Origin of the sequence: Falsihalocynthiibacter sp. S25ZX9, from assembly GCF_041205405.1 — a bacterium.
GTDB lineage: Bacteria > Pseudomonadota > Alphaproteobacteria > Rhodobacterales > Rhodobacteraceae > Falsihalocynthiibacter > Falsihalocynthiibacter arcticus.
Genome location: NZ_JBGFCD010000001.1, coordinates 412,362 through 425,905, shown reverse-complemented (window position 1 = coordinate 425,905; position 13,544 = coordinate 412,362). Strand labels below are relative to the sequence as shown.

Annotated in this window: 13 protein-coding genes, 1 tRNA gene and 1 pseudogene; 9 read left to right on the top strand and 6 right to left on the bottom strand. The window is 52.3% G+C overall.

Features of this window, described 5'->3' with window-relative positions:
• Positions 1 to 105 precede the first annotated feature (105 nt).
• A tRNA-Leu gene (locus AB9F29_RS02075) sits at positions 106 to 191 on the bottom strand.
• A 317-nt stretch (positions 192 to 508) separates the two neighbouring features.
• Between AB9F29_RS02075 and lipB the strand changes: the two are divergent.
• The 3 genes and pseudogenes from lipB to AB9F29_RS02060 form a co-directional block, all read left to right on the top strand.
• Positions 509 to 1,177 (top strand): annotated as a pseudogene (lipB, locus tag AB9F29_RS02070) (lipoyl(octanoyl) transferase LipB); the annotation flags it as partial.
• 127 nt (positions 1,178 to 1,304) lie between these two features.
• Positions 1,305 to 1,727, top strand: coding sequence for a cytochrome C (locus tag AB9F29_RS02065; protein ID WP_335585795.1), 423 nt, complete (start codon positions 1,305 to 1,307; stop codon positions 1,725 to 1,727).
• A gap of 153 nt (positions 1,728 to 1,880) precedes the next feature.
• On the top strand, positions 1,881 to 3,554 hold the full coding sequence (locus tag AB9F29_RS02060) for a cytochrome c oxidase subunit 1 (RefSeq protein WP_335585796.1): 1,674 nt from the start codon (positions 1,881 to 1,883) through the stop codon (positions 3,552 to 3,554).
• A gap of 167 nt (positions 3,555 to 3,721) precedes the next feature.
• On the opposite strand, the gene AB9F29_RS02055 is transcribed toward AB9F29_RS02060, so the two are convergent.
• Entirely contained in the window at positions 3,722 to 4,102 is a 381-nt protein-coding gene (locus AB9F29_RS02055; protein WP_335585797.1) for a hypothetical protein, read from the bottom strand.
• A 227-nt stretch (positions 4,103 to 4,329) separates the two neighbouring features.
• On the opposite strand from AB9F29_RS02055, the gene AB9F29_RS02050 reads away from it, so the two are divergent.
• Positions 4,330 to 4,842, top strand: coding sequence for a hypothetical protein (locus AB9F29_RS02050; protein ID WP_335585798.1), 513 nt, complete (start codon positions 4,330 to 4,332; stop codon positions 4,840 to 4,842).
• A 113-nt stretch (positions 4,843 to 4,955) separates the two neighbouring features.
• Here the strand turns inward: AB9F29_RS02050 and AB9F29_RS02045 are convergent, their stop codons facing one another.
• Positions 4,956 to 5,414 (bottom strand): GatB/YqeY domain-containing protein, encoded by a 459-nt coding sequence (locus tag AB9F29_RS02045; protein ID WP_039002563.1) that lies wholly within the window; start codon positions 5,412 to 5,414, stop codon positions 4,956 to 4,958.
• Between the two features lie 195 nt (positions 5,415 to 5,609).
• Between AB9F29_RS02045 and carA the strand changes: the two genes are divergently transcribed.
• Both carA and AB9F29_RS02035 read left to right on the top strand, forming a co-directional pair.
• A complete protein-coding gene (carA, locus tag AB9F29_RS02040) occupies positions 5,610 to 6,776 on the top strand; it encodes a glutamine-hydrolyzing carbamoyl-phosphate synthase small subunit (RefSeq protein WP_369754408.1) in 1,167 nt (388 codons plus the stop codon).
• An 80-nt stretch (positions 6,777 to 6,856) separates the two neighbouring features.
• Positions 6,857 to 8,770 carry a glycosyltransferase gene (locus tag AB9F29_RS02035; protein ID WP_369754407.1) on the top strand — a complete coding sequence of 638 codons (1,914 nt, stop codon included), beginning with the start codon at positions 6,857 to 6,859 and terminating at the stop codon, positions 8,768 to 8,770.
• A 14-nt stretch (positions 8,771 to 8,784) separates the two neighbouring features.
• Here AB9F29_RS02035 and AB9F29_RS02030 read toward each other — a convergent pair whose 3' ends face one another.
• Positions 8,785 to 9,432, bottom strand: coding sequence for a GntR family transcriptional regulator (locus tag AB9F29_RS02030; protein ID WP_335585801.1), 648 nt, complete (start codon positions 9,430 to 9,432; stop codon positions 8,785 to 8,787).
• 116 nt (positions 9,433 to 9,548) lie between these two features.
• Between AB9F29_RS02030 and AB9F29_RS02025 the strand changes: the two genes are divergently transcribed.
• Positions 9,549 to 10,187 (top strand): pyrimidine 5'-nucleotidase, encoded by a 639-nt coding sequence (locus tag AB9F29_RS02025; protein WP_369754406.1) that lies wholly within the window; start codon positions 9,549 to 9,551, stop codon positions 10,185 to 10,187.
• Between the two features lie 41 nt (positions 10,188 to 10,228).
• The gene (locus tag AB9F29_RS02020; protein ID WP_369754405.1) at positions 10,229 to 11,428 is read left to right on the top strand and encodes a UbiH/UbiF family hydroxylase; all 1,200 of its coding nucleotides are present in this window, start codon (positions 10,229 to 10,231) and stop codon (positions 11,426 to 11,428) included.
• A 1-nt stretch (position 11,429) separates the two neighbouring features.
• Here the strand turns inward: AB9F29_RS02020 and AB9F29_RS02015 are convergent, their stop codons facing one another.
• Entirely contained in the window at positions 11,430 to 11,888 is a 459-nt protein-coding gene (locus tag AB9F29_RS02015) for an Lrp/AsnC family transcriptional regulator (protein ID WP_039002568.1), read from the bottom strand.
• Positions 11,885 to 12,343 (bottom strand): Lrp/AsnC family transcriptional regulator, encoded by a 459-nt coding sequence (locus AB9F29_RS02010; RefSeq protein ID WP_335585804.1) that lies wholly within the window; start codon positions 12,341 to 12,343, stop codon positions 11,885 to 11,887. The genes AB9F29_RS02015 and AB9F29_RS02010 overlap by 4 nt, the downstream gene beginning before the upstream one ends.
• Positions 12,344 to 12,481: 138 nt before the next feature.
• On the opposite strand from AB9F29_RS02010, the gene ilvC reads away from it, so the two are divergent.
• Positions 12,482 to 13,504, top strand: a complete 1,023-nt coding sequence (gene ilvC, locus AB9F29_RS02005) for a ketol-acid reductoisomerase (RefSeq protein WP_369754404.1) — start codon at positions 12,482 to 12,484, stop codon at positions 13,502 to 13,504.
• Positions 13,505 to 13,544 lie beyond the last annotated feature (40 nt).

The window sequence follows — 13,544 nt, the reverse complement described above, 5'->3', positions numbered from 1 at the left end:
TGTCAATTTTAATGGTTTTTAGTGCATTTCAGTACGAAACGCCCACCATAAACCCCTGTATAACCTTATATAAACAAGGGATATCACTGTTTAAGGGGAAAATATTGGTGCGGTCGAGAAGACTCGAACTTCCACGGGTGTTACCCCACAGCGACCTCAACGCTGCGCGTCTACCATTCCGCCACGACCGCACGTGATATTCTGGTAGTCTGGGGCGGGGTATAGCCAAGGGATTCGGGGATGTGAAGTAGGAAAACGCGGCAATAGTCAGAAAACTTCCACCTCTGCTTCCCCCTCTGTACAAATCCCTTAAAAATGAGGGCGCGACAAAGCCTCCCCTACCCGCAGAACCACGAAATCCCTCCCATCGCCCCCAGAATTCGAACCATTGCACTCTTGCACGATTCCATGGGAAACCTTTAACCAGAGGGCACGCGGTTTTGTCCGTCTGAAACCGTACCTTTTCTGACCACGCAAGCGGCCGGAAAAAGCAGAAAACGCATATGAGGAGACTTCGGTGGTTGAATGGATTCTATCTGAGGGTCTCACGGAGTATGAGGCGGCCGTAACCTTCATGGAGCAACGCGCCGACGCGATTGCCCGTGGCGAGGCCGAGGAAGCCATCTGGCTGGTCGAACACCCGCCCCTCTATACGGCAGGCACCAGCGCAAAACGCGAAGACCTCACCGATCCCGACCGTTTCCCCGTTCACGAGAGCAAACGCGGCGGACAATATACCTACCACGGCCCTGGCCAACGGGTGGCCTATGCGATGCTTGATGTCGGCAAACGCGGCCATGACGTGCGCTGCTTCGTCAATCAGCTCGAAGCATGGGTGATTGACACCTTGGCGGAATTCAACGTAACAGGCGAGCGCCGCGCGGGCCGAGTCGGGGTTTGGGTCACGCGCCCTGATCGCCCCCTCAATGTCGACGGATCCCTCCAAGAAGACAAAATCGCCGCTATTGGTGTGCGCCTGCGCAAATGGGTCAGCTTTCACGGCATCTCGATCAACGTTGAACCCGACCTGTCGCATTTTGACGGCATTGTCCCCTGTGGCATACGTGAACACGGGGTCACAAGCCTCGTAGATTTAGGGCTGCCCGTCGAAATGGGCGATGTCGATGTGGCCCTCAAGCGCTGTTTTGAGCGGTGCGTCGCGCCCTATGAAGCCTAAGGCCGCCCTGTTCGTCGAAATAAAACGACAAAATGGTCGCAGAAGGTTTTTTACGCTTTAATTCGGCGTCGATTCCCTATGATATGCGGGCACAGCGCGAACACTTAACTCACTAAAGAGGTTCCTAATGACAAAATTTCATATTTTGGCCGCGATCGCATCCCTCGCAATCGCATCCCCTGCGTTTGCTGAAGGCGATATCGAAAAAGGCGAGAAAACATTCAAGCAGTGTAAGTCTTGCCATATGATCGCAAATGGCGATGAAGTGCTCCTCAAAGGCGGCAAAACGGGTCCAAATCTTTATGGTATCGTCGGTCGTGTTATGGGGTCCGAAGAAGATTTCAAATATGGTTCCGGCCTTATTGCAGCAAATGAAGCGGGCATCGTCTGGGACGAAGAAGCCATCGCTGAGTATGCTGGAAACCCAAAAGACTACCTCCAAGAGGTCACAGGCGATTCGGGCGCAAAAACAAAAATGACCTTTAAATTGAAAAAGGGCGGCGAAGATGTTGCGGCCTTCCTTGCAACAATGGGTCCCGCATCGGAATAAATTCCGTATTTCGTCGGAAACGATAAAAAAAAAGGGCGTCGGGACGTCTAGATGATTGCCCACAAAACAGAAGCGCTCTAAGACATGAGCGGAACACGTCGCGCAGGGCCTGCCCCTGCGCGTCCAATTTATAAAAGCACTGGGAGGCAGGACATGGCCGACGCAGCTATGACTAGCGACGAACACCACGACGAGCGGAGTTTCTTTACCCGCTGGTTTATGTCTACAAATCACAAAGATATCGGACTACTGTATCTTTTCGTCGCCGCGGCGGTCGGGTTCATATCGGTGTCTTTCACCGTTTATATGCGCCTAGAGCTCATGAACCCTGGTGTTCAGTATATGTGCCTAGAAGGCGCACGTCTGTTCGCGGATTCATCTGAACTCTGTACGCCAAACGGGCACCTCTGGAACGTTTTGATCACCTATCACGGTGTTTTGATGATGTTCTTCGTGGTTATCCCCGCCCTTTTCGGTGGTTTTGGTAACTACTTTATGCCGCTCCAAATCGGCGCGCCCGATATGGCGTTCCCGCGGTTGAACAACCTTTCGTTCTGGCTTTATGTCGTTGGCACATGCCTTGGTATTGCCTCACTGTTTGCCCCGGGTGGCAACGGTCAAAGCGGTTCTGGTGTTGGCTGGGTGCTTTATCCACCTCTCTCCACCTCGGAGGGCGGCTACTCGATGGATCTGGCGATCTTCGCGGTCCACGTTTCGGGCGCTAGCTCGATCCTTGGCGCGATCAACATGATCACCACCTTCCTCAATATGCGTACCCCCGGCATGACAATGCACAAAGTGCCGCTCTTTGCGTGGTCGATCTTTGTAACTGCATGGCTGATTCTTCTGGCCCTACCCGTTCTGGCTGGCGCGATCACCATGTTGCTCACCGACCGGAATTTCGGCACCACCTTCTTCCAACCCGAAGGCGGCGGCGATCCCATCCTGTACCAACACATCCTTTGGTTCTTTGGGCATCCCGAAGTGTATATCATCATCGTTCCCGGTTTTGGTCTCGTCTCCCACATCATCGCAACCTTCTCCAAGAAACCGATCTTTGGTTACTTGCCAATGGTCTACGCGATGGTCGCCATTGGGGTTCTGGGCTTCGTTGTTTGGGCACACCACATGTACACCGTGGGTATGTCGCTTAGCCAACAAAGCTACTTCATGATGGCGACAATGGTGATCGCGGTGCCCACGGGCATCAAGATCTTCTCGTGGATTGCCACCATGTGGGGAGGCTCAATCGAGTTAAAAACCCCCATGCTTTGGGCGCTCGGCTTCCTGTTCCTCTTCACCGTTGGTGGCGTAACGGGCATCGTTCTTTCCCAAGCGGGCGTCGACCGTGCCTATCATGACACCTACTATGTTGTGGCCCACTTCCACTATGTGATGAGCCTTGGAGCCGTGTTCTGTATCTTCGCCGGCGTCTACTTCTACTTCGGTAAAATGTCAGGCCGTGAGTATCCTGAATGGGCCGGTAAACTGCACTTCTGGATGATGTTCATCGGCGCAAACCTGACCTTCTTCCCACAGCACTTCTTGGGTCGTCAGGGCATGCCACGTCGCTACATCGACTATCCTGAAGCCTTCGCTTACTGGAACAAAATCAGCTCCTACGGCGCGTTCCTTTCCTTCGCTTCGTTCATCTTCTTTATCGGCATCATGGTCTACTCGCTGCGTTACGGTAAAAAAATCACGGTGAACAACTACTGGAATGAATACGCCGACACTCTGGAATGGACCCTTCCTTGCCCACCCCCAGAGCACACATTCGAGCAACTGGTTGATCAAAGCGTCTGGGACAAACCCCACTCACACTAAGATCGCCGACCCCATAATAAAAAGGCCCCACCATTCCCTTGGTGGGGCCTTTTTTGTTGTCAAATTTCGATTCTGTCACTTTATACCGTCAAACAAAGGCGGTCTTCTCGCGCGTTCCGGCAACCTCTTGAAGGTTTTGAATTCAACCTTCCTTCACCCTGAAGAAGCTATCTTCTTATTTGGCCTTCCAAGCGCGTACCGTCATTCGTAATCAAAATCAGGCGTCTATCGTTGACAACAAAAAGATCGAACCGCGGGGTAACTGTATTGATGCAGCGCGAGCCATCTTCATAATACTTGTAGCTGGGCGCTCTGAGTTCGCCCGCCGAGGTACTAAAAATATATGTTCCATTGTTGTTGTAATACTCGGTGCCTTCGCGACCATATTTGACGGAGTTACCCGCTAGTATCTTTTGCAGATACTCCGCGTTAACGTGCTGATCTCCATCGTGGGTATTCCAAACGGTCTCTGGTGGTGAACTAGGACAAGAGGCAAAAGCACTCTGTGCGGCAATAGTCGCGGCAAATAAATAGACTGCAAATTTCATTTCAATCTCCTTATGTTTTCCTTCTTCTGTTCCATTCTTGGTTTTGAGACGCATACGAGGCAATACAAGAGCACGGCTACATTTGTTCTGTCAACAACCCAGAAATTCGCCGCGGTCGCCTTTTGAACCCAATTCCCCCCCCTCTCGCAATAACCTCACATTAACCTAAGGGATGTGATGATGGCGTCCACGGCAAGAGGGTCGTGCGCCCCACTAAAGGAATACCTTTGTTCGTCTCGGCCAATTGGAGGTTCATTCTGAAAACCGGCGCCTTGAGCCTACTGCTCATGGCGGCCTGCTCTGGCGGGCGAAACGATGTTCCCGGTTCGGGACCCCTCGCCAATGAGCTTCAGATCGCACGGATGCTTTCCGGTAACAGCTTTGACACCCATGCCAACGGCCAAATTTATCAGGCTCGAAACGGCGGACTGCTGTCCTTCAGCTACCATCCCGAAGGGCCGCGTGTGTGCAAGGGGGTGTGGAAGGTTGACGGCGCCGAGGAGATCAACGTCCTCACCTGCAAATGGGTGTGGAACGGCCAGCTCTATTCCCAAAAAGAAAAAGTCGTCCGCTATCAATATCATATTGGTTCGGTCTACGGTTTGGATATGCTCGATGAAGCTGGCGAGTTTGTCGCTTTCCTTCCCTATAAATACGGCACCACCTATGGCTCCACCAAGTACCGAGGATTTCCCCGTTGGGAGGACTTCAAAAAGCTGAGCCAACAGCTCGGCCTCTAGCGGATTTATCTACACCGCAGACTCAAAAGGCAGGGCCCAAACGGAGCCCTGCCTTTTTAAGAAACGCGCATATGAAAAACATATGCAAATCATATGGAAAACTTACGGCTGTTTTAGCCCAGTCTGTCCTTGACCAGCGGTCCAACCCGTCCGAAATCCATTTGCCCTGTATACTTGGATTTCAACACGCCCATGACCTTGCCCATGTCACGAATAGACTCAGCCCCGACCGATTTGATCGCGTCCACAACAGCGGCTTCGCTCTCATCCGCATCAAGTTGACGCGGCAGAAATTCTTCAATAACTACAATCTCTTGCAGCTCTTTCTCCGCCAATTCAAGACGACCACCTTCTTCATAGGCGCGCGCACTTTCCTGACGCTGTTTGACCATTTTTCCCAGAATTCCGAGAATTTCATCTCCCGCCACCCCAGAATCGTCGCCCTCACCGCGCAAAGCGATGTCACGATCTTTAATTGCAGCGTTGATAAGACGTAGCGTGGAAAGCCGAGCCGCTTCCTTTGCCTTCATCGCCTCTTTCATCGCCGTCGTAATTCTTGTTCTCATGTCCATCGGTTTCCATCCCCTGGTTTCCGAAAAGTTAAGACCTAGGACAATACTCTGTGATCTCTAAGCTTTCAACCTCCGTCTATATTGGTAACATATTGAATATTAACACTAATCTATTTTCTTTTGCCCCCTTGACCCTGTTGCCGTCCGCCATTAGTTTCCGACAAGTTTGCGCCCGATTTGCCTAAGGAGTCGCCCATGTCTGCCGCCACATCGTATAAACCTTCCGCTTCACCACATCCCACTGCCTGCCTTGCGCTTGCGGATGGCACTCTGTTTTACGGCTATGGGTTTGGAGCCGAGGGCACCGAGATCGCAGAGCTTTGCTTTAATACAGCCATGACCGGTTATCAGGAAATCATGACCGACCCCTCCTATGCGGGCCAAATCGTCACCTTCACCTTCCCCCATATTGGCAATACTGGCGTCACCCCCGAAGACGACGAAACTGCCGATCCTTTTGCCTCCGGAATGGTGGTCAAATGGGACCCCACCGACGCCAGCAATTGGCGCGCAACCGAAGAATTGACCGTCTGGCTCAAACGGCGCGGGCGCATCGGAATTGGTGGCCTTGATACACGCCGCCTCACCCGCGCAATCCGCCAGCAAGGTGCGCCGCATGTGGCTCTTTCCTATTCTGAGGACGGCGTTTTTGATATCGCCGATCTCGTGGAAAAAGCGCGCTCGTTCAAAGGCCTAGAAGGCCTCGACCTCGCCAAAGAAGTGACCTGCGCGCAGTCCTATACCTGGGATGAGCAACGCTGGGCTTGGCCTGACGGATACTCAAAAGCCACGAAGCCCGGCCACAAAGTCGTTGCGATTGATTTCGGCGCCAAGCGCAACATTCTACGCTGCCTCGCCTCAGCTGGCTGCGACGTCACAGTGCTTCCCGCCACCGCGACCGCCGAAGAAATCTTGGCCCACGCCCCCGAAGGTGTGTTCCTTTCAAACGGTCCCGGTGATCCCGCGGCAACGGGCGTCTATGCCGTGCCAATGATCCAAGGTATTCTCAAGGCCGACATTCCCGTTTTCGGTATTTGCCTTGGCCACCAAATGCTTGCTTTGGCCTTGGGTGCAAAAACAGTCAAAATGAGCCACGGCCACCACGGTGCAAACCACCCTGTTAAAGATAAAGACACCGGAAAAGTTGAAATAACGTCAATGAACCACGGATTCGCGGTCGATTCTCAATCCCTTCCCAAAGGCGTCGTTGAAACCCATATTTCCCTTTTTGACGGCTCCAATTGCGGCCTTCGAGTCGACGGAAAACCGGTATTTTCGGTCCAATACCACCCCGAAGCCTCTCCCGGCCCGCAAGACAGCTATTACCTCTTTGAGCGTTTTGTAAAAGCGATGGAAAAGTAGCACTCTTTACGCGTCGGTTAATCGCACATTAACCATTCCCAGTAAATGTAGGCGTGCCCTCATAGGACGTCGCCTGCACCATGCAACTGACCCAACTTCGTACTGTGCGACCGTTCGCTACGGTTGCTCCACATCAGCCAAGAGCCGAGCGTGGACGGACTCCTATTGGCCAAATCCTCGTGCAAAACGGCGCTCTTTCGCCTGGTGACCTCGTGAAAGCGCTGGCACTGCAGGCACGGCAAGAAGTCCAAATAGGCGATATTTTGATCGCCCACGACCTAGTGACTGACCAAGACCTTTATCGCGGCCTCTCTGAGCAATGGGGGGCGCAATTCGTAGATTTAAACTTTGAGCAGCCGGACGCCCGACTTATTGACGCCATTGGCGCAAAAGTATGCCTAAAAGGGCGTTTTTTGCCTTGGAAACGGGTCGGGATCGTGACGATTATCTGCACAGCCCGCCCTGCAGAATTTGCTGAGGTGCTCCGCAACCTCCCTGAAAATTTTGGTCCTGTACGCATGGCAATCGCCTCAGAGGCCCAAGTTTTTAGTGCCTTAGAGCGGGTTCGGCAAACCTACTTAACGCATAGTGCAGAGACCTGCGTTCGCGAAGAAGAGAGTTGCCGCAACTGGCACACTCCACAGAAAAAGCGGTTCGCAACTGCCCTTATTCTCTTTATTATCATGGGAATATTGTTAGTTCCAAAATTCGTTATTTCCTTATTTTTTGGCTGGGCGGTTCTTACTCTGATTGCGTGTTCCGCGCTAAAACTCGCAGCAGCGGCAACCCAAGTCTCAAACTTTAGAAAAAAGGAAACGCCAGGGTTTCGACACCATAAGTCAACGTCAATTGCGCGCCTTCCCGTGGTGTCCGTCATGGTCCCTCTTTTCAAAGAACGAAAAGTTGCAAGCCAGCTCATCCGACGCCTATCCAAACTGTCCTATCCAAAGGAATTGTTGGACATTTGCCTCGTCGTAGAGGCCGATGACCACACAACCACACAGGCCCTCGCCGAAGCCTACCTGCCCAAATGGGCCCGCGTCGTGACCGTCCCAACTGGGGCAGTAAGGACCAAACCGCGGGCCTTGAACTATGCGTTGGATTTCTGTCGAGGGACAATCATCGGAGTATATGACGCCGAAGACGCCCCCGAAGGGGGGCAAATCCATACTGTGGTTCAAAGATTTCACGAACGTGGACAAGACGTTGCCTGCCTGCAGGGCGTTTTAGATTTTTACAATGCACAAACCAACTGGCTGGCTCGGTGCTTCACGGTCGAATATGCGACATGGTTTCGCGTTATTCTGCCAGGGCTTCAAAAAATTGGCTTTGCTATCCCACTTGGTGGTACGACGCTTTTTTTCCGACGCGAAGCACTTGAAAAACTTGGGGGTTGGGACGCACATAATGTCACTGAGGATGCGGACCTTGGAATTCGCCTTGCGCGGCACGGATATCGAACGGAAGTTCTCCCAACAGTCACCTATGAGGAAGCGAATTGCCGCTACTGGCCGTGGGTTAAGCAACGTTCTCGGTGGCTTAAAGGCTATGCAATCACATGGGCGGTCCACATGCGCAATCCTGCGAAACTACTAAAGGACTTGGGTCCATGGCGCTTTCTTGGCGTCCAACTCCTGTTTCTAGGCACCCTCAGCCAGTATATTTTGGCCCCCCTATTGTGGTCTTTTTGGCTCGTTCCTTTCTTCGATCATCACCCGATTAAAATGATCCTCCCTAGCAACGCGATAATCGCGCTCGGGATTATTTTTTTCCTATCTGAGATCCTATCAATTTCTGTTGGAATGATGGCGGTTTCGGGCCCACGACACAGACATCTTCTGTGGTGGGTTCCGACGCTTCACTTTTATTTTCCGCTAGGAGCTTTAGCGTCTTACAAAGGCATCTATGAACTTATTGTTCGCCCGTTCTATTGGGATAAAACAGAGCATGGCCTTTACGCGGAAAAGGTAGTGAAATCGTCAAATAGAGTTTGAAATAAACGCCATAATTAAATCCGGACGCTCAAGGCATCAAGTTTGAGGCGCGTCTCAAAGGCCTTTGAAATATGGCTTTTGAGCGCCAAATGTGCGGCTTCACCGTCCCGTTTTTCCAGCGCTGCGACAATGGCTTCGTGCTCATTGAGCGCCGTTTCGCCCCGCCCTTTGACCGCCAAGGAGGTGGTCGCAAGGAGAGCCATCGTGCGATGCACCAAATCCAACTGCTGAACGAGGTAGCGATTGTGCGAAGCGAGGTGAATTTGCTTGTGAAATCTTCTGTTGGCCAACGACAGCGCTTCCGGATCGCTTAAAAAACCGCGATCCTCTTCGACCATTTCGCGTAAAACACGGATTTCCTCGGGCGCGGCATGGCGTGCTGCTAAACGGGCAGCAAGCCCTTCAAGCTCAGTCCGCACCACATATAATTCCGCTAACTGATTGTGATCAAGGGAAGCCACAATCAAACTGCGACCATCCCGGGTTAAAAGGGATTGTGTTTCAAGCCGTTGAAGGGCCTCTCGAATGGGCGTGCGGGAAACGCCAAACTGCTCGGCCAATTCGCTCTCAACCAATCGATCCCCTGGCCGATAAATTCCGACGTCGATTGCGCCTAAAACCAGCGCATACGCATCTTTTTGGCCATTTTTGTGTTCACTCATGTGCTTCCCCTCGCGTATCCGCACCCTACTCCCGTGCGGCAATCGCGATCAACCCCGTTGCTGCTTCAATCACAACTCCCTACAATGCGGTTATGCAAAATCAAACTAAATCTCCAATGCCTGAATTCTCCCACATCAAACATTGGGTCTTTGACCTCGACAATACGCTATATCCGCCGTCAGATCGGCTATTTGACCAAGTCGAAGTTCGCATGACCGATTTTGTTATGACCGCTCTCAACGTTGACGAAAAACAGGCCAATTACCTTCGCCAGCACTATTGGCAAAAATACGGAACTACTTTGACTGGATTAATGGATGAACATGGCGTCGATCCCGCGCCCTATTTGACCCATGTCCATGACATCTCAGTGTCACATATGCGCCCTGCTCCGGCGTTAGCAGAGCGGATTGCAGCACTTCCCGGACGTAAAATCGTCTATACAAATGGCACCGCGCCCTATGCCGAACGGGTTCTAAAGGCGCGAGGCCTCGATGGTATTTTCGATGCAATTTACGGCGTGGAGCACGCAAATTTTCGCCCCAAGCCCGAGCGCGCTGCGTTCGAAACCATATTTTCAAAGGATGGCACCATTCCCGCCTCCGCCGCAATGTTTGAGGATGATACGCGCAACCTCATTGCACCCCATGCGATGGGAATGCGCACGATTCATGTGGCCCCCGAGCAATCGCCCCAAGATCACATTCATTATCATACTTCCGACCTAACGACTTTTCTGTCGCAGTTGGTCTAGGAGGGGTTTTCGTGCGCCCTTTTGAAGCTTACATCTAAGGCATGAATAGATCCCACACAGATATTTTAATTTCGGGCGGCGGAATTGCCGGTCTTACGGCCGCGGCGGCGTTTGGAGCGGCGGGTTTTTCCGTCATCTGCGTTGACCCGACGCCACCGATAACTGAATCGTCTAACCCACAAGCAGACCTGCGCACGACAGCGTTTTTGCAACCGGCTCGCCAGACTTTGATCGATGCGGGCCTTTGGGATTCGCTCGCGCCCTATGCGGCCCCCTTGCAAACGATGCGCATCGTCGATGCGGGTGGAGAATTGCCAGAAGCGCGCCTTATCAAAGACTTCAACGCCAGCGATATCAGTGACTTACCTTTCGGCTGGAACTTACCAAATTGGCTTCTGCGCCGTGAGATTTTGGCGAAAATTGAAACGCTTGCGAATGTAAACTTTCGCGCAGGGGTTGGAACCCAAGATGTTGTAACCCGCGAAACTTCCGCCATTGTTCGCCTGACGGATGGGTCGTCTATTTCGACCAAGCTCCTTATCGCGGCGGATGGACGAAGTTCAAATGTGCGCGCGGCGTTAAATATCCCTGTAAAAACAATTCGTTACGGTCAAAAGGCGCTTGTTTTTTCCGTTTCGCATGCACCTTCGCACGAAAATGTTTCGACCGAAGTACACAGAAGCGGAGGCCCCTTTACCCTCGTGCCCCTCCCCGATCACGATGGAAAACACTTTTCCGCTGTTGTTTGGATGGAAAAAGCCGCGAAGATCGACAGCCTTGCAACCCTATCAATAGAGGTGTTCGAAGAGAAAATCACCTTGAGATCAGCAGGTATTCTCGGCCCTCTCACCCTTGAAAGCCAGCGCAGCAGTTGGCCGATCATCAGCCAAATCGCCGCCACAATGTATGGCCAACGCACGGCGCTGATGGCCGAGGCAGCCCACGTTGTTCCACCGATTGGTGCACAGGGCTTAAACATGAGTTTAGGCGACTTACGCGTCCTCCTCGACCTCGCGACATCCGATCCAACGGCCCTTGGGACCCCAAAAATGCTCGAAAAATATAACAGGTTGCGCCATCGGGAAGCCCAAATACGCGTCACAGGCGTCGATCTATTGAACCGCGCCTCAATGGTTGGTGCGCAGGGGTTACGCGACTTACGGGCTGGCGCTTTGAACACGTTCTATTCGGTCGCGCCCATTCGGAAAACCCTTATGAAAGCTGGCCTGGGCATGCGTTAAGCTAGCCAATCGGCCCCGGACATCGCTCTTCACTCAAAAGAACATTGGCCTCAACATTGCCAATTCCCGGAAGGGTCATCACGCGCCGTCGCAAAACACGCTCAAAATCGGCAAGGTCGCGGGCCACGACCCGCAAGCGATAATCATACATTCCCAACACGTGGTGCACGGCCTGAACTTCAGGAATCGCCGTGACCGCGCGTTCAAAATCCTCAAGACTAACCCGTCCCTTGGTGGCCAGTTTTACACCCAAAAACACCGTTACTCCAAATCCCAGCGCTTCTCGATTCAGCACAAGCCGACGTCCGACAATAATTTTGGCGTCTTCTAGACGTTTAATCCGGCGCCATGTGGCGGGTTGGGACAGGCCGAACCGTTTCCCCAAGGCTCCAGCGGATTGACTGGCATCCTTCGCCAAAGCGCGCAGCAAGCTACGATCGATTTCATCAAGGTCAATCATAGGGGCAAATCCTCCGACATCTTAATCGCAGCGACCTGCATAAGCGCCTCAATATCCGCAATATGTGGCAGGGTCAGGATGCGCGTTTTGTATATTTCCTGATAATGCGCCATATCCCGTGCAAGAACCGCAAGCCTCACGTCGACACGGCCTAGGAACGTGTGAATTTCCGAAACCTCCGGTATTTTACGTGCCTCTTCAATAAATTCGTCAAATGCCCGCGACTGAGTTTTGTCCAACGTCACCCGCAGCGAAACCTCAACGCTATATCCAAGGGCCGCCCAGTTGATAATGGCCTGAACACCTTGATAAATTCCTGCTTCACGCAGTTTTTCAAGCCGCCGCGCACAAGTTCCGGCCGCAAGTCCCGACCTTTGAGCGAGTTCGGCCATCGGCAAATCAGGTTCGGCCTGCATATGCCGAAGAATTCTGCGTGATATTTCATCGGTAAGCATGAAATTTCCTAAAAACAAAAATTTGGCGAATAGAAAACACCAAACACGAGGACATTTTATTCATTTCGACAAAGAATACCATGCGAATTTCGCTATTTTCACCACAACACTACATTGCTTAACAAAAGGAGCACCGACATGCGTGTTTATTACGATCGCGATTGCGACATTAACCTGATCAAAGACAAAAAAGTTGCCATCCTCGGCTATGGTTCGCAAGGCCACGCGCATGCGCTCAACCTGCGTGACTCGGGTGCGAAAAACCTCGTCGTTGCCCTCCGTGAAGGCTCCCCATCCCAGAAAAAAGCCGAGAGCGAAGGCCTGAAAGTTATGGGAATCGCCGAAGCTGCTGCTTGGTGTGACGTTATCATGTTCACAATGCCCGACGAGCTTCAGGCAGAAACATACAAAAAATACGTGCACGACAACATCAAACCCGGCGCAGCCATCGCATTTGCCCACGGCTTGAACGTTCACTTTGGTCTGATCACACCCAAAGAAGGCATCGACGTCATCATGATGGCGCCAAAAGGCCCAGGCCACACGGTTCGCGGCGAATACGTTAAAGGCGGCGGTGTTCCTTGCCTCGTTGCTGTCGACCATGACGCGACAGGCAAAGCCCTCGAAATCGGTCTTTCCTATTGTTCCGCAATCGGTGGCGGTCGTTCTGGCGTTATCGAAACCAACTTCCGCGAAGAATGCGAAACTGACCTCTTTGGCGAACAAGCTGTTCTCTGTGGTGGTATCGTTGAGCTTATCCGCATGGGCTTTGAAACTCTTGTTGAAGCTGGCTACGCTCCTGAAATGGCTTATTTTGAGTGTCTTCACGAGACCAAGCTCATTGTTGACCTGATCTATGAAGGCGGCATTGCCAACATGAACTACTCGATTTCCAATACTGCTGAGTATGGTGAGTATGTTTCAGGCCCACGCGTTCTTCCTTACGCTGAAACCAAAGCGGCGATGAAAGGCATTCTCACAGACATCCAAACTGGTAAGTTTGTACGCGACTTCATGCTTGAAAACGCTGTTGGTCAGCCCTTCTTCAAGGGGACACGTCGCATGAACGACGAGCACCAAATCGAAGAAGTTGGCGCGAAACTTCGTGGCATGATGCCATGGATTTCCGCAGGCAAACTTGTCGACCACGAAAAGAACTAAACCATTTAAATACTTTGGAAAAGGCGCCCATCGCGGCGCC